Consider the following 20,472-nt stretch of genomic DNA (forward strand, 5'->3'; position numbering starts at 1 on the left):
CCGTAAGTAAGATCACATGCGCCGCAGCCTGTCTGCCCAGTAAGCTGACAGGCATGTCTGATATGTATGAATTGCTGTTGACGCTGCACAGCTGGGTGCGCTGGCTGGTTCTGCTGACGGGTCTCTGGGCCCTGGCGAACGCTTTTACGGGCGTGCGGGCACATGGCCCGCTAATCTCCCGCGCTCCCTTTACAGCCTTTATGGGCAGTGTCCACCTGCAACTGTTGCTGGGCCTGGCACTGTTCGCCATCATGGGCATGAGCGGTGCAGCGCCCTTCTCGGAGCCTGCTGCTCCCCGCTCCAGCTTCGGCTGGGAACACCTGGGCCTGGGCCTTTTGACTGCCGTGTTTGCCACCATGGCGAATGCGACCACCAAACGCGCCGCAGTCCCCCTGGCCGAAACGGCGGTGCAAGGGGGCCAGGTGGTATCACCTAACAGCAACGAGCAACAACTCTGGCGCAGTGCCCTACTGTGGACGGTCCTGGCCTGGATTCCGCTGCTGCTGCTGATTCCCTGGTGGCGTCCCGCCCTGCGGATGTTCGGCGCGTAAGAACAGAAAGCAAAAACCCCCGCTGAAATGGCGGGGGGCTTTTAAACTTGTAACTTACAGGACAGCGCAGCTGTCAACGACTGGGAAGACAAACTGCGAGTAGTTGGGCTCACTGATAACAGAGCCGTTGGCATTCAAGGTGCGGACACCCATGTTGGTGAAGCCAAGGACATTCACATTCTTAACGGGTTTCGGATTTACAACGATAGCCTGGGCTTCCAGATCAAGAGGTGCCATTCTTGGGTCGAAGGCAAAAGTAACACGGGTTTTGCCATCTGCATCAGCTTTGTAGGGGCCAAAGTTCTTAACTTCGCCTTCTTTGAGGCCTTTGGCAGAGATGAAAAAGCGATCAACACCGGGAGCCGTATCCACAGTCACCTCAACACCAGTACGCAAGTTGTCGCAAATCAGATAAGTACCAGCATTCAGGGACTTGCTGCCGTTGTCATATGTCACCTTTTCCGACAGACGGAAATCGGTGCGGGGTGGAGTCTCGGTGCTAACACTGCCACCACAGCTTGCCAGTACGCCAGTCAATCCCAGGGCCATCAATGCAATTTTTTTCATGCCTTCAGCATAAACGCTGAAACTGACCTGAATGTGATGAGGCATTTAAAGTCTATGAGGAATTCTCAAATGTGAGAGGTGCTGCGGTTGGTTCATCTCCCGTCAGCCAGCGGGGTTTAAGGTGGGAGCATGATGAAAGCCTTGCCCGTGACCCTGGCCGCTGCCGGACTGTTGATGAGTGGCTGCACGGTGGTCGGTGGTTCGCTCAGCCCATATACGCCGCTCGAAGCGCAGTACAGCGGCACCTACGAGGGCCAGTTGCAGGGGCGCGTGACTGGAACCTCGGCGGCGCGGCTGGTGCTGAGTGTGTCTGAAGCGGACCGGACAGCAGCGGGCGTGCTGACCAACCTCCGCAGCAACAAGTCCTACACCTTCAGCGGCGAATTCATTCCGGTGGGGGAGGCGGGATCGCTCAGCGCCCGACTGTACGAGCGCGGCAACCGCCACGCTGCCAATCTGACAGCCAATTTGTCTCTGAATGACGGTACGCCGCGCCTGGAAGGGCAGGTCCGCACGGTATTGCTGGGCCAGGAACTGCTGAACTTCGACGTGGTGCTGAACAAGGTGAGCGCGGCAGGACCTGCAACGACGGCACCTGCTCCCGCTCAAGCGGCCCCACCCCTCCGCCTGCCCTGGCTCCAGGGCCAATAGGATAGATGCCAGCGCGGCGAGTCCGCTTTGCCCAGGACACGGCTCTCTTTCTCCCTCTTGCGCTGTGGGACGCGCTAACATGTTTCCTTGCCGGCGGCGCGTAGCCTGCGCCCGCCCAAGCCGAGGGCCCTGGAATCCCTCCGGTCAGCCCCAGGAGGAACGATGAAAGCACATGTAGTGACATACGGCTGCCAGATGAACGAGTACGACACCCATCTGGTTCAGTCGCAACTGGTCAGCCTGGGCGCTGATCTGGTCGAAGATATAGACAGCGCAGATTTCGTACTGCTGAACACCTGCGCGGTGCGCGGCAAGCCGGTGGACAAGGTCCGCAGCGTGCTGGGCGAGCTACGCAAAGAAAAGCAAAAGCGCCCGCTGGTGGTGGGCATGATGGGCTGCCTCGCGCAGCTGGAAGAAGGCCAGCAGATCGCCCGCAAGTTCGAGGTGGATGTGCTGATTGGTCCCGGTAGCCTGCTGGATATCGGGAAGGCGCTGGAAAGCAATGGGCGCTTCTGGGCGCTGAACTTCCGCGACGAACTGCATGAGCACATTCCGCCGCCGCCACAGGGCAAGTTGCAGGCGCACCTGACCATCATGCGTGGCTGTGACCATCACTGTACCTATTGCATCGTGCCCACCACCCGTGGCCCGCAGGTCAGCCGCTCGCCGGACGACATCTTGCGCGAGCTGGATATGCAGTTGGCTGCGGGCGTACGTGAAGTGACCCTGCTGGGTCAGAACGTGAACGCCTATGGGGTAGACCAGGGGGCCAAACTGGCCGGTTATCCCAGCTTTGCCGACCTGCTGCGGCTGGTGGGCGCCAGCGGTATTGAGCGAATCAAGTTCACCACGTCGCACCCCATGAACTTTACCGAGGACGTGGCCCAGGCGATGGCCGAGACGCCCGCCGTGTGCGAGTTCATCCACCTGCCGGTGCAGAGCGGCTCGGACCGGGTGCTGCGCCGCATGGCCCGCGAGTATGGCCGCGAGAAGTACCTCACCCACATTGCCCAGATTCGCAGGCACATGCCTGACGCCGTGCTGTACACCGACATCATCGTGGGCTTTCCCGGCGAAACGGAAGAGGACTTCCAGCAGACCCTGGACCTGTACGATGAGGTGGGCTACGACAGCGCCTATATGTTCATTTACTCGGCGCGGCCCGGTACGCCCAGCTACAAGCACTTCACCGACCTGCCCCGCGAGGTCAAGACCGAGCGCCTGCAACGCCTGATTGCCAAGCAAAAAGACTGGAGCGCCCGCAAGTTTGCAGGCAAAGTGGGCACTGTCCAGGAAGTGCTGGTGCGCGGGGATGCCTACAGCGAAGGCTTTCTGGAAGGCCACACGCGCGGTCAGCACCCGACCGTGGTGCCCAAAGCCGTGGGCGCAGACGGTGCGGGCGTTTATCCCGTGGTCATCGAGCGAGCCACCCCACACATGTTGTATGGCCGGGTCGTGGACGCCCAGGGCCGCCCGCTGGAAGAACTGCCCCAGCACAGGCCCGAAGCGGCGGCAGTCAGCAACCCTTTGCAGATGGCTTGACGGTAGATGTGCCGCTCTGGGCAGCAAGCAGACAAGCAAAAAGGCAAGCGACATATCTACAGTCGCTTGCCTTTTTTGTTAGGGTTTGGCGCTCAGCCTATGGCTCAGCCGTGATTGGGCATGGAGGCCGTCACTTCAGGACGTACACCTGCTTCAAAGCGCCCGAAGTTCTCGCGGAACATGCCGGCCAGCTTCTTGGCGGTGGCGTCGTAGGCGTCCTTGTCGGCCCAGGCGTCGCGGGGGTTCAGCACTTCGCTGGGCACGCCCGGCACTTCCTTGGGAATGCTCAGCCCGAAGAACGGCTCGGTGACGAATTCCACATCATCCAGCTTGCCTTCCAGCGCAGCATTGATCATGGCGCGGGTGTGGCGGATGCTCATGCGTTTGCCTTCGCCGTACTGACCGCCGGTCCAGCCGGTGTTGACCAGCCATACCGCCGCGCCGTGCTGTTTGACCTTCTCGGACAGCAGCTGCGCGTACTCGCCGGGGTGACGGGGCATAAACGGTGCCCCGAAGCAGGTGCTGAAGGTCGGCACCGGCTCGGTGACGCCCTGCTCGGTGCCGGGAATCTTGGCGGTAAAGCCGCTGATGAACTGGTATTCCATCTGCTCGGGGGTCAGCCGCGAGATGGGCGGCAACACCCCGAACGCGTCAGCCGTCAGGAACACGATGTTTTTGGGGTGTCCGGCAATCGAGCCGGGCTGAATGTTATCGATCTGCTCAATCGGATAGGCACTGCGGGTGTTCTCGGTCAGGCTGCCGTCGTCCAGATCGGGTACGCTGTTCCCGTCCAGCACTACGTTTTCCAACACCGTACCGAAGGTGTGGGTGGTGCGGTAAATGGCCGGCTCAGCTTCGGCGTTCAGGTTGATCACCTTGGCGTAGCAGCCGCCCTCAAAGTTAAACACACCGCTGTCGGTCCAGCCGTGCTCGTCGTCGCCGATCAGCCGGCGGCTGGGGTCGGCGCTCAGGGTGGTCTTGCCCGTGCCGCTTAGGCCGAAGAACAGGGCTACGTCACCGCCCTCGCCCACGTTGGCCGAACAGTGCATCGGCATGACACCGCGCTCAGGCAGCAGGAAGTTCAGCACCCCGAAGATGCCCTTCTTGTTTTCGCCGGCGTACTGGGTGCCGCCCGCGATAATCATGCGCTTGGAGAAGTTCACCAGGATAAAAGTGTCGCTGCGGGTGCCGTCGGTTTCAGGGTCTGCCGTAAAGCTGGGGATGTTCAGCACCGTCCAGTCGGCCTCGAAGCCCTGACGTTCCTCGGCGCTGGGGCGCACGAACATGTTGTTCACAAAGAGGGAGTGGTAGGCCATTTCCTGGATAAACCGCACCTTGATCCGCTGCTCGGGGTCGGTGCCGGCAAACAGTTCCTGCACGAACAGTTCCTTGTTCTGTGCGTAGTCCAGCATCTTGTCCAGCAGGCGGTCAAACACGTCCGCGCCGATGGGTACGTTGAAGCCTTGCCACCACACTGCGTCGCGGGTCAGGTCGTCCTCGACGATAAAGCGGTCCTTGGGGCTGCGTCCGGTCTTGTTGGTGCGGACAGCCAGCGGTCCACCCTGGGCAATCTGGCCTTCACCCAGACGCAGGGCGTGACCGTACAGGTCGGGCACGGAAGGGTTGAGGTGAACCTGCTCGCTTTGCAGCAGATTCTGGATACGGCTTTGGGTGTCGGCAGTCATAGCATCCTCCAGTTGTTCAGTCGGTGAATTGTGGGCCGGCCACAGACGGCAGACTGACAGACCGTGTGGGCGCAGCCCCGCAGTTGGACCGATGAACGGATGAACCTATTGTGACGCAACTGTATTCAGATGACAAATACTTTCTGCCACTGCGCGTTTTTTGGTTCAGGGTCCAACGAATAGGGAAAAACCCCGCCAGAGAGGCGAGGTTCTTAGCGGGTAAGGTTGACTGACTCAGGCTTTATCGTTGCTGCCTGACTCAGGCTTTTTGTCGTTCATGCTTGCGGGTGCTTCAGCGCCGGTCTTGGGATTGCCGCTGTCCTTGGAGGCGTCGCCAGTGGCGTCCACACTCTTGTTGGCCGTGGTAAAAGGCTTCTCGTCCTTCTTCGGCCCTTCAATCCAGACTTCGCCCACGCTGGCCTTGAACGAGCGACCTACGCGCTCCAGGTGATGGCGGGCGTCGGGAGAGACTTTCTCCACGCCTTGTAGCACAGCGGTGCGGGCTTCCGGCATACGGGCCAGGGCCACGGCACCGGCACCCAGCAGCAACAGCAGAGCTGCGCCGCCGCCCATACCGCCTTCGGAACGCGCCTGACGCTCGGCCAGACGTTTTTGCTTCATCACGTCTTTCTCGAAGCGGGCAAATTCACGCTCGGCTTCTTTCTGCAGGGGGGCCAATCGCTTGGCGACGGTTTTTTCCAGCTTCTGGGGGTTCCAGTGGCGCTGGCCGCGGCGCAGGTCGCGCTCCACGTCACGGCGGGCGCGCTTCAGGTCACGCTCCATCTGGTTCCGGCGGTCTTCCAGCTCATCGCCGCTGCGACTCAGGAAACCCAGGAAGCTGCCGTGAGCGTCATCCAGCGTCTCTTCGGCGTCGCTGCGAAGGCTGCGGACCGTCCGGCGAGCGTCTTTGGCCACCGAGCGGTAGCGGTCCTCACCCTGATCGGCCAGGCGCATGGCGGTGCGGCGGGCATCTTTACGGACATCCTGGAAAGTGTCTTCGGCTTGTTCGGCGCGGCTGGCCCACTCTTTCTGGGCCTCTTTGGCCAGACGGGCAGCGCGCTCACCGGCCGTTTCCAGCAGGCCCTGGGCGCGCTGCATCAGGTCCTGGCCGTCATTCTCCTGCCAGTCATGCAGGGCATGTTGGCCCTCGCGGGCCAGGCGGCGGGCGCCATGTTCGGCGCGGGTGGCGGCGACACTCAGTACCGGCACGACTTCTTCTTCCAGCAGCTCCAGACCGTGGTCATAGGCATAGCGGGTGCCGCCTACCACACGGTCACGCAGGTTGCGGTCCAGCAGCAGCGCGGCCAGGCCGCCCATCAAGATCAGATTGGATGCCGAGATCCCAGATTTTTTGGTCATGTTCACTACACTCCTTTAACCCCCGCAGTCTAGACCAAAGCGCCGCTCAGCCTTGGGAAACCTTAAACTCCGCCTAAGTTTTCTGGTCGGATGAGGGCCAGGGCCGAAGGTGATCTGCAAGTTGCACTGCCGATTGTCGCTATCTCCCAACAGTGCGCTGGGGCCACTGCGCTAAACTGCGCGGGTGAATCGCCGCCCCGCCGCTCATCCCACCCTGACTCGCCTGGAAGTGCAAGCGCTGGCCACCATAGATACGCTGGAGCTGGACCTGGGCGGCGGCCTGAGCGTGTTTACCGGCGAAACGGGGGCTGGCAAAAGCATCATCGTGGACGCGTTGGGCCTGCTGCTGGGCGAGCGGGCCCGGACCGATCTGATTCGGCGTGGCGAAGACCAGCTGCTGGTCACAGGTTTCTGGCAAGCGGAGGGGGAGGAAGCGATCAGCTCACGGCGCGTCAGCCGTCAGGGCCGCTCGGTGGCACGCCTGGACGGCGAAGTGGTCGCGCTGCGGGAGCTGTCGGGCTGGACAGCGGAGCGCCTGACCATCCACTGGCAGCACTCAGCGGTCAGTCTGCTGACCCACGCCTCACAGCGCCGCCTGCTGGACTCGCGCTGCCGGGAGCAGGCCCAGGCCTATGCCGGAGCGTATGCGGCCTGGCAAGCGGCGGCGGCTCGACTGGAGCGTTTGCAAGCCGGTCAGCGTGAGCGGGCGCGCACCCTGGACCTGTTGCAGTATCAGGTCACTGAAATCCGGGAAGTGGCCCCAGCAATTGGCGAAGAAGAACCCCTGCAGGCCCAACTCTCGCGCCTGACGCACCAAGAAGCCATTGCCGGCGCTGCCGAGGGCACCCTGGAACTGCTCTCGGATGGTGAGGTCAGCGCTGAGGGGCTGCTTCAGAGTGCGGCGCGGACCCTGGCCGCTGGGGCACGGCATGATGAGGTTTCCGCCCAACTGCTAGAAGAATTGCGCTCGGCCCTAGAAAGTGTGGCTGCCCTGGTGCCCGAACTGAGAACCATTGCCGAGGCCAGCGCTCCTGACCCTGAGGAAGTCGCGCAGATAGAAGGACGCCTCGCGGCACTGGGCAAGCTGCGGAACAAGTACGGCCCTGAGCTGAGCGATGTCCTGACCTTTCTCACTCAGGCCGAAGCCGAACTGGAAGGCCTGAGTCGGGACGAGGCCGATGCCGGATCGCTGGAAGGTGAAGTGGCCCGCCTCTACGCCGAGTTGCAGACGGTGGGGGCCGAACTGGACCAGGCCCGTACTCAGGCCGCCCACCCGCTGGCCGAAAGTCTGCTGGCCGTGATCCGTGAGCTGGGGATGCCTCATGCCCGCCTGGAATTCGGCCTGACCCTGTTGCCGCAGCCCACGTCTGGGGGTCTGAGCGACGTGACCCTGATTTTCAGCGCCAACCCCGGCGAAAATATGGGTCCGCTGGCCGAAGTGGCGTCAGGGGGTGAGCTGTCGCGGGTGATGCTGGCCATCAGCACCGTGGTTGGTGCCGACACCCCGGTGGTTATTTTTGATGAGGTGGACGCCGGTATCGGTGGGGCAGCGGCAGTGGCGGTGGCCGACCAACTGGCGACCCTAGGCAAAGGGCGGCAGGTCATGGTGGTCACGCACTTGGCGCAGATCGCGGCCCGTGCCGATCACCACTACCGCGTAGAGAAAGAAGTCCTGGGGGGCCGTACCATCAGCCGGGTCCGCCGCCTGGACCCCGCCGAGCGCGAGGCAGAACTGGCCCGCATGCTGGGCGGGCAGACCTCCGGCGCTGCCCTGGACCACGCCCGTGAGCTCTTGGAACAGGGAGCTGGAGTGGCAAAAGCGTCAACTAAGCGCCGCGTTGCCCGTGGCTAAGGGCGAGGACGTGACTCATTCACGCCCCTCAACTAAAGAGCACCCCAGGACCGCTTTCAGGCATACGTCACCTTTGGTCCGTATGCTGAGGGTATGAGTCAAAAAATGATGATGGTGCTGGGTGCGGCCTTGTTGGGTGGTTGCGCCATGACCGGACCCACGGGGTTGAGTGTTCATGAAGCGCTGCTGTATGGGGATGTGCAGCAACGCTTGGCCTGGGTCTACGGTGATCTGGACGGCACGGGCCAGGCCGAAATCAGCTTAGGCGGAGACCGCTTCGCTCTGAGTCGGGCGGCGGGAAGCAACTCTGGCAGCGCCTTGCTGGTGGGTGGCCGCAGCGCCTATTCCTCTAACACCCTGAGTGGTGCCGTGGCCCAGCCCAAGGTGATCCGCACTGCCGCTGGCCTGTTTGATGTCGCCAGTGCAGGTGGGATCAGCGAGCTCTACTACACCGATGGGCGCAACTGGTATCTGCTGAATGCCACTGCGGGTTCAGGTATCTCGGCGCAGGCGGTAGCTGGACTGCAAGGGGCAGGTGAACTGACCCCTGAAGAAGCCGCCACCTTGACGCGTTCGCTGTCTGGTCAGGGCTCGCTGGCCGTCGGTGTACTCTCGCCCAGCAGCGTGCCGGATGACCGCCTGAAAGTAGAACCTGCCCCGCAGGAACACCGGCTGACTGCCCTGAGCGTGATCCGTGTGGGCCGCAGCAGCGCCAGCCCCATGCCCATGCCGACGCCGACTCCCGCTCCTACCCCAACCCCGGAGCCAGGAGGCAACGTGAGTGATATCAGCTACCGCATCGTAGATCAGGGCAACAATGCCACGGCCAGTGCGCCGGGAGTACAGGTCGCTACCACCGCTGCTCAGGCCCAAGCTCTGTACGCCGTTGCCTACGGTAACCAGACCTCCCGTCCCTCTGCCCCTGCCATGACGGGCAAGACTTTGGTCGGCATCTTTATGGGTACGCGCAATACCGGTGGGTATTCGGTAGATGTGGCTTCGGTGACGGCGGCGGGAGGCCGTGTGACGGTGAACGTCCGCGAAGAAACCCCTGGGTCTGATTCCTTTACCACCCAGGCGCTGACCAGCCCCTGGATCATCGTAGAGCTGAGCGGTTCTTTCACGGATGTGCAGGTGCAGGGTCTGGGCCGCAGTGCGGGCATCGGCGGCGTGGACCGCTAAGACCTCCTTCTTCCATGCCCCAGTCTGCAGGTGGCTGGGGCACTTTTTTTGGCTCCTGCGCGGCCTGACCTTTACAATCGGAACATGTCCCGTGCAGATTCTTTTCCTCCTGTGATCGGCCTCCTGGGTGCGCCGCCCGCTGCCGCACAGGCGCTCTCACGACTGGGTTTTCAGGCTTTGTCGCTCCCGGTAGGGAACCTGGGGGGATCGCTGCTGGCCTGTCAGACCCTGGGGATCGGCGGAGTGCTGGTTCACAGCACCTTTGAGGAAGCTGCCTTTGCCGCCACCGAGTCGGATGAGGCGGCCCGCCGCGCTGGCAAGGTAGACGCCATTGCCCTCCCGACGGGTGCATTGGCGGGGCAGGTATTGGGCACCTATACGCTGACCGAAGCCCTGAGTGACGCGGTTGCTGCCACCCACTACTCTGCGCGTGGTGCGACGGCCCTGATGATTGGGCATGGCCCCGATCTGGCTGCCGTGTTGCCGCTGACCCGCCTGGGTTTCTCACAGGTCGGATTCGTGGCCGACCACTTGCCTGCCGCCGAGCGCCTTAGCCGTGAAGTGCCTGCCGGGACAGCCACCTACGCCCTGAGCCGCCGGGACAGCGCCCTGCAAACCCTGGCCGAGCGGGCCGATCTGATCGTGGTGGCTGGGGGCAGCGTTCCCCCCGGTGTCCTGCAGCCATATCACACGTTGCTGGATCTGACCGGGAGGGTGCCTGCCGGGTCAGCCACACAGCTTCAGCTGGATGAACTTCCAGGTTTGCGCCTTTCTCAGCAGTTGTTGCATGTCACCGGCCAACGCCTCAGTCCCGCCGCTCTGAGTGAGCTGGCCCAGGCCATGCAAATGGCCCGCTAAAGCTGCCGGGCCAGCTCCAGTGCCTCAATCAGTCCGCCTTCGTCCACGTGACCTACCCGGTGCTGGGCAGCGGCCAGCACCGCCACTTCGGCATTGCCCATCGCTACCGTGTGACCGACTACGGCCATGGCCTGCAGGTCGTTTTCTCCATCACCTACCATCATGCAGCGGTCCAGCCCTATGCCGTACTTCTGGGCGATGCTGCGGATGGCACTGCCTTTACTGACTCCTGGCGCGGTCATAGAGACGAAAAGTGTCTCGCGCATCCGGGGGCTACCCGCCGGGTGCAGTTCCAGCCCAGATGGGGTCAAGTCCCGCACGGTGTCCAGTTCCCCGTGGCGGACCAGCCACTGTGCACGCACGACTGGGTCATGCAGCTCACTCGGCCACAGCGGTGGAAAGGGGAATCCCAGCAACTCGGCATGTTCTCTGGCCTCCTCATCGCGCAGGGTAGAGGCGTACTGGCTGTCCGAATAGATTTCCAGCAGCCTGCCAGTCTGCGTCGCCGTTTCTAGCAACCGACTCAGTGCTGCAGCTGGAAAGGCACTACTCAGGCTCTCACCTGTGTCCACCCGCACCACTGATGCGCCGTTTTGAAAGACGTGCCAGCCGCCGGGCTGCATCCGCTCGGCATAACTGCGGGCCTGCCCAAAGGCAGGTCTCCCGGAACACAGCACCAGCTTGACCCCTGCTTCCCGAATGTAGTCCAGGGCTTCCCACACATCGTTCCGTACCACATTGGAACTGCCGACCAGTGTCCCGTCCACGTCTATACAGATCATCTGCAACATCCGGAACAGTCTAGGCGCCCTGCCCAGTCCAAAGATTTAGTGTGCGAATTACAAAATAAAACGACAAAGAGGAAGCCCTCCCCATACCTCAGAGGAGGACCAAGTCGGCCAAGTTTAGGGCGCCATTCGCGTCAGCATGCGCGGGAACGGAATCGCCTCACGGATATGGTCAATGCCGCAAATCCAGGCGATCACGCGCTCCAGGCCCATGCCAAAGCCCGCGTGTGGCACGCTGCCGTAGCGGCGCAGGTCCAGATACCATTCGAAAGCTTCCAGCGGCAGACCCTCGCCCTCAATGCGTTCGCGCAGCAAGTCATAATCGTGAATACGCTCCGAGCCGCCGATAATCTCACCGTATCCGTCGGGCGCGATCATGTCGTCGCAGAGGGCCAGGCGGGGGTCTGCGGGGTCCGGCTGCATGTAAAAAGCCTTGAAAGACGCCGGGTAGCGCTCCACAATCACCGGGCGGTCAAAGTGATAGCCCAGGATGGTTTCGTGCGGGGCGCCGAAATCGTCGCCCCACTCGACAGGTTGCACGTCGGCCTGCACATTTTCGGGAAGGTCGCCCGCCTCGATGTGTCCGCGGATAATATCCAGCGCGTCGGTATAGGTCACGCGGGGGTAATTGCCCTCGGCGGCTCCGGCCAAGCGGCTCACGTCGCGGCCCAGCAGCTCCAGCTCGGCGGCACATTCTTCCAGGGCGCGGCGCACCAGGAAGCTGACAAAGCGCTCCTGCAGCGCCATGTTCTGCTCGTGGTTGCTGGGGGCCACCTCGGGTTCCACCATCCAGAACTCCAGCAGGTGACGGCGGGTCTTGGACTTCTCGGCGCGGAAGGTGGGGCCAAAGGTATACACCCGGCCGAACGCCAGCGCACCCGCTTCGGCATGCAGCTGCCCGGTCTGACTCAGGTAGGCCTTTTCCTCACCGAACATGTCAATCTCGAACAGCTCGGTGGTGCCTTCGGCGGCGTTGGGAGTGAAAAAGGGTGCGTCGAACCGCACAAAGCCCTCCGAGTGGTAAAAGTCCACGATGGCCCGTTGCACACAGTCACGCACCCGCATGATCGCCCAGGGACGGCGGTGGCGCAGGTGCAGGTGGCGGTGATCCAGCAGGAAATCCACGCCGTGTTCCTTGGGCGTGATGGGATAATCGCCGACCACTTCGGTGAGCGCTTTCAGGTCACGCACACTGATTTCCACACCGCTGGGCGCCCGCTCATCGGCCCGCACCTCGCCGGTGACACTCAGGGACTGCTCCTGGCTCAGCCGCTTGGCGGCCTCGAATACTTCTTCGGAGACGTCGCCCTTAAAGACCGTGCCCTGCACGAAGCCTGAGCCGTCACGCAGCTTCAGAAACTGAATTTTGCCTTTGCCACTCTTGTCCTGAAGCCAGGCGGTCAAGGTGACCGTTTCGCCGATATGCTGGGGAAGTTCGGAAATCTGCATCTGCGCAGTATAGGAAATTGCTTGCGCGAGCGAACGCGAGTACCAACCACAGGCCGCCCCGTGCGTGCGGTTGCGGAAGGCAGAAGACGGAACGGTGATGGGTTCGCCGCTGGCGCATCTGATGGGGTGTCAGCGGCCTAAGACCGTGTTTGGAAAGGTTAGGGCAGGACGTACCAGCTGTTGACGCTCTGTGCCGAATCTTGCCTCGGGCATGTTCTCCTCACCAGCGGATGTGAGCCACGGTGCGGGGACGATTCGTAAAGTCAAAGGCCACCCGCTCTTTCAGGGCACTCCCTGGCAGCATCAGGCCCAGCCACACGTAATTGTTGACCTCGGTGCCGCCGCAGCGGACCGGCAGCGCGAGGCGGACGTTGACCTGCTGCCCGGCTGTGTTCCAGATGGCGTAGCTGCGCTCTGCGACGCTCAGGGGAGAGGGTGCCAGCGGGCAGTCACCGCGCGGGGGCTGCCCAGTGAGGCTTTGCTCCAGTTCAGTGACGGTGCTGCCGCGCAGGGAGGACACCGCGTTGAGATAGGGGTCACGTTTCAGGGTGCTGACCACTGTGCGCTCACCGAACAGTTCACTGAGCTTCGGTACGGCTTTTCCAGCCAGCGAGAAGACTTCCATGAACGTGTAGTCTCGGCCGCAGAGGGTGCCCGTCACATTGACCGAGAGCAGCTCACCCGTGAGTGACAGCGGCGTGGCTCTGACGTCACCGTGACAGCCCCGCGCTTTCAACGAGGCCCGGAGCGAAAAGCCCGGCGCAACGATATCGCCTGTGGTCACGCGCAGAGCAGTGGCAGGAGCCGCCGGCCTGGACTGCGCCGACGAGACTGAGGAGGCTGAGCAAAAGAAGGTGTCGCATAGAGACAGAATGTTCCGTTCAGGTGAGAAAGGAAGCCAGACCGGCGCATTTTCCGTGTTGGCCTGTGCACGCCGCGCTTGCCAGCAATGAAAAGCCCCCTCCGCAGGGGAAGAGGGCCGTAGGGTAGGGGCAGGCCGCCTTACTTCAGCGCGTCGTTCATGGCCAGCACGTCGGCCACCTTGAGGCTTGCGCCGCCCACCAGTGCGCCGTTCACGTTGGGTTTGCCGCAGATTTCAGCGATGTTGTCGGGCTTGACGCTGCCGCCGTACAGCACCCGGATGCCCTCGGCCTGCTCAGGGTAGTACTCGCGCAGGGCGCCGCGAATCGCCGCGGCCATTTCCTCGGCGTCGTCGGCGGTCGCAGTTTTGCCGGTGCCGATGGCCCAGACGGGTTCATAAGCGATCACGACATCTGCACCGACATTTTCCAGCGAGCCGCGCAGCTGCCCCAGGGTGTGGGCGACGTGCTCACCCGCTTCGCGCACGTCCAGGCCTTCGCCCACACACACGATGGGAGTCAGTCCGCTGGCCTGCGCCTGAGCAGCCTTGGCGGCCACGTCGGCGTCGGTTTCGCCGTGATACTCGCGCCGCTCGGAGTGACCCACGATGACGTAGGTCGCCCCAACATCTTTGAGCATTGCCCCGCTGATCTCGCCGGTGTAGGCTCCACTTTCATGTTCGCTGATGTCCTGAGCGCCAAACGCCACTCCGTCAGGTAGCCCGGTAGCCAGGACCGGCAGGTTCAGCGCCGGAGCCAGCACCGCCAGTTCGGCATTGCTCACTTGCAGCCCACCTCCGAGTTCCTGCGCCCATTCCTGCGCTTCGGTGGGGGTCTTGTTCATTTTCCAGTTCAGGGCCAGTAGGTTCATGTCATCTCCTCAGATGGCTGCACGAAAAAAGAAAGTCGTGCGCCTGATAATTTTGCCGTTCTCTACGCGGTACACGTCAGCAAAGCGTTCTTCTAGGGGCCGACCGTCACGGCTCTCGCCCCGGAAGATACCTACCGCCACCACGTCGCGTCGCCTGCGGCAGAGTAGGTCACGGCAGCGACATGGTGCTGCCCCGCGCCAATGATGCGCTCGTGACGGTAAAACTCCCCGATGCGTTCCAGGCCACGCAGCGGTGCATAGCCGGGGCGCTCATACACAGCTTCCTGGGCAAACACCTGCCCCAGCTCGTCAAAACGTGCGCCGTCAATGACGCCAAACAGCCGTTCGATCAGTTCACGGGCTTCTTGCTCGGTCATCCTGCCTCCTGTGCTGTCTCATGTGGGCGCGGGCCCAGGCTCTGCGAGAGGCGAACGAGGCAGCCGTCCAGGTCCGACACCGACACCAGGTCGGGCAACCCTGGAGGGCCGCCGCTCATGCCATCGCCTTGACGCCCGGCAATTCCTTGCCTTCGAGCAGTTCCAGGCTGGCCCCGCCGCCGGTGCTGATGTGGCTGACCTTGTCGGCCTGACCGCTCTTGTTGATGGCGCTCACCGAGTCGCCGCCGCCGATCACGGTGTAAGCGCCTTCGCCCAGTCCGGCCACCGCCGCAGCGACCGCGTTGGTTCCAGCGGCGAAAGCACTCATCTCGAACACACCCATTGGGCCATTCCAGAACACGGTTTTGGCACCCTTCAGCGCCTCGGCATAAGCCTGCTGCGTATCGGGGCCGATGTCCAGGCCCATCCAGCCGTCAGGAATCTGGTCGGCGGGGACCACTTGGGTCTGGGCGTCCTCGGCAAACTGGTCAGCGGCCACCGCGTCGGTGGGCAGCGTCAGTTTGTCGCCGTACCGGTCCAGCAGTCCACGGGCATAGTCCACCTGGTCGTCTTCCACCAGGCTTTTCCCGATTTGCCCACCCCGCGCCTTGATAAAGGTAAACATCATTCCGCCGCCGATCAGCATCTTATCTACCTTGGGCAGCAGGTTCTCGATCACCTTGATCTTGTCGCTGACCTTGGCCCCGCCGATGATGACCACGTAAGGGCTCTGGGGGTTCTCGGTCAAGCGGTTCAGGGCGTCTACTTCACGTTGGAGCAGCAGACCTGCGGCGTGCGGCAGCCCCGCGGCGACACCGCTCACGCTGGAGTGGGCACGGTGCGCGCTACCAAAGGCGTCCAGCACAAAAGCGTCAGCCAGCGCAGCCAACTTGCCGTTCAGCGCCTGGTCGTTTTTCTCCTCGCCTTCCTCAAAGCGCACGTTGTCCAGCAGCAGCACGTCGCCCGCCTTCAACCCAGCAGCAGCCTGCGCGACCTCGTTACTGCTCGGCAGCCCTTCCACGAAACGCACCGGGCGGCCCAGGTGTCCTTCCAGCACGGGTGCAATGCCCTTCAGTGAGAACTGCTCCTCATAGCCTCCTTTTGGACGGCCCAGGTGACTGGTCAGAATCAGGGCGGCGCCACCGTCCAGCAGTTTTTGCAGGGTCGGCAGGCTGGCGGTAATACGGGTATCGTCCTGCACCACGCCGCCTTTCAGGGGCACGTTGTAATCCACGCGGACCAGGACTTTCTTGCCCTGAACGTCGAAATTTTCCAGTGTTTGCATCGGTATCTCCCAAGATAAGAGGGAAGAGCGCGCCTATCTGGCGGCTCCTCCCTTCGTCACCGCACCGGGGCGGCCCGGCACGGCGCGCTGCTTACTCGCTCCGCTCGCCGCCTGCGGCGTGGCATTAGCCCTTCTTCTGGACCAGTTCCACCACATCGGCGATGCGGTTGGAGTAGCCCCACTCGTTGTCGTACCAGCTGAAGAATTTGACCAGGTTGCCCATGGCCATGGTCAGCCCACCGTCAATGATGGCGCTGTGGGGGTTGCCCTGGATGTCGGTCAGCACGATGGGGTCTTCGGTGTACTCGATGATGCCCTGGTGGCTGCCCTCAGCGGCCTTCTTGAACACGGCGTTCACTTCTTCGGCGGTCACGTCACGGCCCAGAATCACACTCACGTCGCTGATTGAGCCGGTGGGGGTGGGCACGCGCAGCGAGGTGCCGTCAAACTTGCCCTTGACGGCAGGGTACACCTGAGCCACAGCCTTGGCGGCGCCGGTGCTGGTGGGGATGATATTGATCGCTCCGGCGCGGGCGCGGCGGGGGTCTTTGTGGGGCGCGTCCAGAATGTTCTGGTCGTTGGTGTAGGAGTGCACCGTGGTCATGATGGCCTTCTCGATGCCAAAGGCTTCATCCAGCACCTTCATGGGCGCGGCCAGGCTGTTGGTGGTGCAGCTGGCATTGGAGATGATGTTGTGCTGCGCGGAGTCATAGTCCTCTTCGTTGACGCCCAGCACGATGGAAATGTCTTCGCCTTTAGCGGGCGCGGTGATGATGACTTTCTTGGCCCCGGCCTTGAGGTGCTTGTCGGCTCCTTTGTCGCCCGTGCCGTCGGTGAAGATGCCGGTACTTTCCACCACGATGTCGGCGCCCAGCTCACCCCAGGGAATCTGCTCAGGGTCGCGCTCAGCGAAGGAACGGATCTTCTTGCCGTTGACGATCAGGTTCTGCTCGTCGTACTCGACGGTGCCGCTAAAGCGGCCCGCGGTGGAGTCGTACTTGAGCATGTTGGCCATGCTCTGCTCGTCCATCAGGTCGTTGATGCCGACGACTTCAATGCCGCGGCTTTCCAGAATGCGGAACACCAGGCGGCCAATGCGGCCAAATCCGTTAATGCCTACTTTCATAGTTTCCTCCTCGTGAGGGCTTCCCGCAGGGAAAATGTCTTTGTCTGTGGGGGAATGTCGCCTCTTGCTTCAGAGTGTACCTGACAATTTCGGGGCGGAGGCCTTGCCCCTCAGGCCGTAACATCCTCACCCCAGAGCCCAAAGAAAGCGGCTGGGACAAAGCCCCTCGCCTGAGCGGCCAGCCGAATCCTAAACTGAGCATGAACGTGCCTCCTGATTTCACCACCTTGCTCCTGTCCGGCTTACGCGGGCCCCTGCGCCAGCTCAGGCGGCAGCGGCAGGCGGCAGTGGGTGGGTTGCTCGCACTGCTGGCCTTGCTGGGCGGGGCCGCATTTCAGATGCGAAATGGCGGCGGTCTCAGCCCGCAGCTCTACGCGGCCATGCAGGCACAGTCGGCGTCTGAACACGCGGGCCATACGGGTCACGTTGGGCACGCGGCACCTACCCAGGCTCCAGTATCCGGCTCAGGCAAACACGCCAGCCATGACCCCAAGGCCCACTGTGGCTTTTGTGTGACCCAGGCCTTCGGCACGGAAGACCTGCCGCTGGATTTGCTGGCCCCGGCTCCCGACTCCCTGCCCACGGCCATCCGGTTGCGGCCTACGGCGGCCCAGAGCTGGCCCCGCTGGACCGACGCCCGCGCTCCGCCTGAGAACAGCTGAAGTCGGCGCAGCCGCCCCCGCGCCTGGAGTGGTCCAGGGCCGCGCTGTGGCTGCATGACTCCACGCCTCTGTTCTCAAAAGGAGTTTCACCATGTTCAAACACTTGATCCCTCTGTCTGCCCTGGTCCTCTCGGGCGCTGGCCTCGCCGCCCCACTGACCCTGACCCTCAGCCTGACCGACGGCGCAGAACCGTTCTTCTACCACCGACCGCTGACCATCAACGGACGAGACCTGAAGGTGCAGGATGTGCGCTTCTACGTGTCCAACGTGGCTCTGGTGCGCGCCGACGGCACTGAAGTGCCCGTAGAAGGTCTCAGCCTGGCTGAACTGAAAAAAGGCACGCCGCCCCAGAACATCCAGATCTTTAGCGGTGACGCACCCGAAGGTGAGTACCGGGGCCTGCGCTTCGACGTGGGCGTGCCGCGTGAGCTGAACCACTTGGACGCCACCACCGCCAAAGCGCCGCTGAGCATTGAAGAAGGCATGTACTGGGCCTGGAACAGCGGCTATATCTTTTTCAGCCTGCATGGTGACGTGGGCGGCACCAAGGTCGCCAATCACATTGGCGGCGACAATCACCGCGTGACGGTCAACTTGGCTGACCTGCAAAAGCCTGGCACGGCGCTGACGGTGGGCACGGACGGCCTGAATGTACCGCTGAATCTGGATCTGCAAAAGCTGTACGCTGCCGGGACCGGGGGAGAGGCTTGGGATTTCAGCAAGCCGCAGTACCAGCAGGTCCATTTCGGAGCTGTGGCCGATCAGTTTTTCGCGAATGCCGCCGGAGCTTTCAGCCGCGCTCCTGCGCCTGAAGCGGTCGCTGCGCCGGCCCCCAGCGCGCTGCCTCAAGTGGCCACCCCAAGCACTCAGCCCATGATGCGGCACTGACCGTGGCCCGGACTGGGGAAGGGCTGTCTTTCCCCAGTCCAAATAACCTCAACCGCAAAGGAGGTGAACGATGCATCTTCAACCCGTGGCTGCTGGCCTGTTCGGCGTGACCGCCGCAGCGCTGCTTCTCACGCTGGGCAACCTGGGTGTTTCGGCCCAGACCGCTGATCCCGGCGAAGCCAAACGCGCCGAACTGGGCCGCGAGCTGTTCTATGCGCCGATACTGAGCAGTGACGGTCAGGTGTCGTGTGCAACCTGCCACCAGCAGGACAAAGCCTTTACCGATGGCCGCGCCACCAGTCTGGGGGCGTTTGGGCGCACAGGTCAGCGCAGCGCTCCCAGCCTGGTCAATGTTGCGGCCCGCACGCGGCTGTTCTGGCACGGCGGCAGTCCCAGTCTGGAACTGCAGGCCCTGGGGCCACTGGCGGACCCCAACGAACACGACTTCCGCCCCGAAGAAACTGTGCAGACGCTAGAGGACAGTCCTTATTACGCCGGGCGCTTTCGGGAGGTTTTCGGGGCCGCTCCCAGCCTGAGCGGACTCACTCAGGCCCTGGCCGCTTTCGAGCGCACCATTGTGAGTTATGACGCGCCGTTCGACCGCTATAGCGCCGGAGACGCGGATGCTATGGGTGCCGCAGCGGTGCGCGGCATGGACCTGTTTTACGGCCAGGCCGAGTGTTTTCACTGCCACACCGGGCGCAATTTCAGCGACAATCGGGCGCACAACAACGGCTTTTTGCTGTTCAACCCCGATATCGGCGTGGCGCAGCTGACCGATGCCGAGGAGGACGTGGGCAAGTTCATCACGCCCACGCTGCGGAACGTCGGCCTGACTGCGCCGTACATGCACGCCGGACAGATAGGCACGTTGGAAGAAGTGATTGACCACTATGACGGGGGCGGCCAGCCTAACCCCAATGCGGACGGACTGATTCGCCCACTGGGGCTGAGTGACCGCGACCGGGCCGATCTGCTGGCCTTCCTGCACGCCCTGACTGATGAATCTATTTCCACCAACCCGGCCTGGGGACCACCCCCGGCCCACAAGGAGACAAAATGAAACGAATCCTCTTTGTCCTGCTTCTCGGCAGCCCAGCGCTGGCCCATGAGGTCGCCAGCCATGGGAACGTGAGCGCCGAATTCCATACCGACGCCAATGAACAGCTGCGCGTGGGTGACGACACGCTGGTGAGCTTTCGCCTGCTGGTCAGAGGCGAAGAAATAGACGCTGCCCGCTGCCAATGCCAGCTGCTGCTGTACCCCGGCCAGCCCAGCGCCCGTGTGATGCCGCAGATCCTGGAGCTGGAATCTGGGTTTGACGAACCACAGGCCGCTGAGGGCTGGGTCCGGGTAGATGAGCCGGGCCCCTACACGCTGGTCCTGGCTGGAAAGCCGGTTCAGGCGGGCGATTTCGACACTTTCCGCATCGAATATTCACTGAACGCCTACGCGGATTTCTTGGCCGCGCCGGCCTCCAAGGAGACTCGCTGATGCGCCGCTCCCTGCACTTGCTGGCCCTTCTGACCGGGCTGGCCCTGCCTGCTGCCACCGCCCACACTGCCGTGACAAGCATCTCCCCGGCGGCAGGCAGTACGGTCAATGCCCCCCGCGAAGTCACCCTGAGATTCAGCGAAAGCGTCAACCTGCGCTATTCCATTTTCAAGGTGTATCCTCTGCCGGCTGGACAGAGCGGCCAACGCGCCGCTGCCACGCTCACCCGCCGGGTGATCGCCCTGCGCGGCGACGAGGCGCAGCGGGCCGACACTTACCGTCCGCGCCTGGGTCACGGTCAGGGGGTCGCTGTGCCACTCAAGTCCAGCCTCAAACCCGGCGCATATGTTCTGATGTGGCGTCTGATGTCTGCCGACGGCCATCCGGTGACAGGCCAGACCGTCTTTCACGTCCGGTGAATACC

General features: G+C 62.9%; 21 protein-coding genes. 11 read left to right on the plus strand and 10 right to left on the minus strand.

What is annotated here, in order from left to right; genetic code table 11:
- Window positions 1–53: 53 nt before the first annotated feature.
- Window positions 54–551 carry a hypothetical protein gene (locus LMT64_RS04200; protein ID WP_126351632.1) on the plus strand — a complete coding sequence of 166 codons (498 nt, stop codon included), beginning with the start codon at window positions 54–56 and terminating at the stop codon, window positions 549–551.
- Window positions 552–605: 54 nt separating this feature from the next.
- On the opposite strand, the gene LMT64_RS04205 is transcribed toward LMT64_RS04200, so the two are convergent.
- Window positions 606–1,118: a hypothetical protein gene (locus LMT64_RS04205; RefSeq protein WP_126351633.1), complete on the minus strand. Its 513-nt coding sequence runs from the start codon at window positions 1,116–1,118 to the stop codon at window positions 606–608.
- A 129-nt stretch (window positions 1,119–1,247) separates the two neighbouring features.
- Between LMT64_RS04205 and LMT64_RS04210 the strand changes: the two genes are divergently transcribed.
- Both LMT64_RS04210 and miaB read left to right on the plus strand, forming a co-directional pair.
- A complete protein-coding gene (locus LMT64_RS04210; RefSeq protein WP_126351634.1) occupies window positions 1,248–1,769 on the plus strand; it encodes a hypothetical protein in 522 nt (173 codons plus the stop codon).
- A gap of 162 nt (window positions 1,770–1,931) precedes the next feature.
- Complete coding sequence (miaB, locus tag LMT64_RS04215) at window positions 1,932–3,311, plus strand: tRNA (N6-isopentenyl adenosine(37)-C2)-methylthiotransferase MiaB (RefSeq protein ID WP_126351635.1); 1,380 nt, start codon at window positions 1,932–1,934, stop codon at window positions 3,309–3,311.
- A 104-nt stretch (window positions 3,312–3,415) separates the two neighbouring features.
- Here the strand turns inward: miaB and pckA are convergent, their stop codons facing one another.
- On the minus strand, window positions 3,416–4,996 hold the full coding sequence (gene pckA, locus LMT64_RS04220; protein WP_126351636.1) for a phosphoenolpyruvate carboxykinase (ATP): 1,581 nt from the start codon (window positions 4,994–4,996) through the stop codon (window positions 3,416–3,418).
- 234 nt (window positions 4,997–5,230) lie between these two features.
- A complete protein-coding gene (locus LMT64_RS04225) occupies window positions 5,231–6,355 on the minus strand; it encodes a hypothetical protein (protein ID WP_126351637.1) in 1,125 nt (374 codons plus the stop codon).
- 184 nt (window positions 6,356–6,539) lie between these two features.
- On the opposite strand from LMT64_RS04225, the gene recN reads away from it, so the two are divergent.
- The 3 genes from recN to LMT64_RS04240 all read left to right on the plus strand — a co-directional run bounded on the left by recN (window position 6,540) and on the right by LMT64_RS04240 (window position 10,247).
- Entirely contained in the window at window positions 6,540–8,207 is a 1,668-nt protein-coding gene (gene recN / locus LMT64_RS04230; protein WP_126351638.1) for a DNA repair protein RecN, read from the plus strand.
- Window positions 8,208–8,300: 93 nt separating this feature from the next.
- Window positions 8,301–9,389, plus strand: a complete 1,089-nt coding sequence (locus LMT64_RS04235; protein WP_126351639.1) for a protease complex subunit PrcB family protein — start codon at window positions 8,301–8,303, stop codon at window positions 9,387–9,389.
- A gap of 84 nt (window positions 9,390–9,473) precedes the next feature.
- Entirely contained in the window at window positions 9,474–10,247 is a 774-nt protein-coding gene (locus tag LMT64_RS04240; RefSeq protein ID WP_229253379.1) for a shikimate dehydrogenase, read from the plus strand.
- Here the strand turns inward: LMT64_RS04240 and LMT64_RS04245 are convergent.
- The 7 genes from LMT64_RS04245 to gap all read right to left on the minus strand — a co-directional run bounded on the left by LMT64_RS04245 (window position 10,244) and on the right by gap (window position 17,003).
- Window positions 10,244–11,038 (minus strand): Cof-type HAD-IIB family hydrolase, encoded by a 795-nt coding sequence (locus tag LMT64_RS04245; protein WP_229253380.1) that lies wholly within the window; start codon window positions 11,036–11,038, stop codon window positions 10,244–10,246. The genes LMT64_RS04240 and LMT64_RS04245 overlap by 4 nt on opposite strands.
- 114 nt (window positions 11,039–11,152) lie before the next feature.
- Window positions 11,153–12,484, minus strand: a complete 1,332-nt coding sequence (asnS, locus tag LMT64_RS04250) for an asparagine--tRNA ligase (RefSeq protein WP_126351642.1) — start codon at window positions 12,482–12,484, stop codon at window positions 11,153–11,155.
- 220 nt (window positions 12,485–12,704) lie between these two features.
- Window positions 12,705–13,268, minus strand: a complete 564-nt coding sequence (locus tag LMT64_RS04255) for a hypothetical protein (RefSeq protein ID WP_126351643.1) — start codon at window positions 13,266–13,268, stop codon at window positions 12,705–12,707.
- 218 nt (window positions 13,269–13,486) lie between these two features.
- Window positions 13,487–14,215, minus strand: a complete 729-nt coding sequence (tpiA, locus tag LMT64_RS04260) for a triose-phosphate isomerase (RefSeq protein WP_126351644.1) — start codon at window positions 14,213–14,215, stop codon at window positions 13,487–13,489.
- Between the two features lie 131 nt (window positions 14,216–14,346).
- Window positions 14,347–14,592: a nuclear transport factor 2 family protein gene (locus LMT64_RS04265; RefSeq protein WP_229253381.1), complete on the minus strand. Its 246-nt coding sequence runs from the start codon at window positions 14,590–14,592 to the stop codon at window positions 14,347–14,349.
- 115 nt (window positions 14,593–14,707) lie between these two features.
- Window positions 14,708–15,877 carry a phosphoglycerate kinase gene (locus LMT64_RS04270; RefSeq protein ID WP_126351645.1) on the minus strand — a complete coding sequence of 390 codons (1,170 nt, stop codon included), beginning with the start codon at window positions 15,875–15,877 and terminating at the stop codon, window positions 14,708–14,710.
- A 124-nt stretch (window positions 15,878–16,001) separates the two neighbouring features.
- On the minus strand, window positions 16,002–17,003 hold the full coding sequence (gap, locus tag LMT64_RS04275; protein WP_126351646.1) for a type I glyceraldehyde-3-phosphate dehydrogenase: 1,002 nt from the start codon (window positions 17,001–17,003) through the stop codon (window positions 16,002–16,004).
- A gap of 206 nt (window positions 17,004–17,209) precedes the next feature.
- Here gap and LMT64_RS04280 point away from each other — a divergent pair, with 206 nt between their 5' ends.
- The 5 genes from LMT64_RS04280 (at window position 17,210) to LMT64_RS04300 (ending at window position 20,467) form a co-directional block, all read left to right on the plus strand.
- Window positions 17,210–17,665: a DUF2946 family protein gene (locus LMT64_RS04280; protein ID WP_229253382.1), complete on the plus strand. Its 456-nt coding sequence runs from the start codon at window positions 17,210–17,212 to the stop codon at window positions 17,663–17,665.
- A gap of 91 nt (window positions 17,666–17,756) precedes the next feature.
- Window positions 17,757–18,554, plus strand: a complete 798-nt coding sequence (locus LMT64_RS04285; RefSeq protein ID WP_126351648.1) for an MbnP family protein — start codon at window positions 17,757–17,759, stop codon at window positions 18,552–18,554.
- A gap of 70 nt (window positions 18,555–18,624) precedes the next feature.
- Window positions 18,625–19,617 (plus strand): cytochrome-c peroxidase, encoded by a 993-nt coding sequence (locus tag LMT64_RS04290; protein ID WP_126351649.1) that lies wholly within the window; start codon window positions 18,625–18,627, stop codon window positions 19,615–19,617.
- Window positions 19,614–20,048, plus strand: a complete 435-nt coding sequence (locus LMT64_RS04295; protein ID WP_126351650.1) for a hypothetical protein — start codon at window positions 19,614–19,616, stop codon at window positions 20,046–20,048. The genes LMT64_RS04290 and LMT64_RS04295 overlap by 4 nt, the downstream gene beginning before the upstream one ends.
- Complete coding sequence (locus LMT64_RS04300) at window positions 20,048–20,467, plus strand: copper resistance CopC family protein (RefSeq protein WP_126351651.1); 420 nt, start codon at window positions 20,048–20,050, stop codon at window positions 20,465–20,467. Before LMT64_RS04295 ends, LMT64_RS04300 begins: the two co-directional genes overlap by 1 nt.
- Window positions 20,468–20,472 lie beyond the last annotated feature (5 nt).

The sequence above is a fragment of the Deinococcus radiophilus genome (genome assembly GCF_020889625.1).
GTDB classification, from domain to species: Bacteria; Deinococcota; Deinococci; order Deinococcales; family Deinococcaceae; genus Deinococcus; species Deinococcus radiophilus.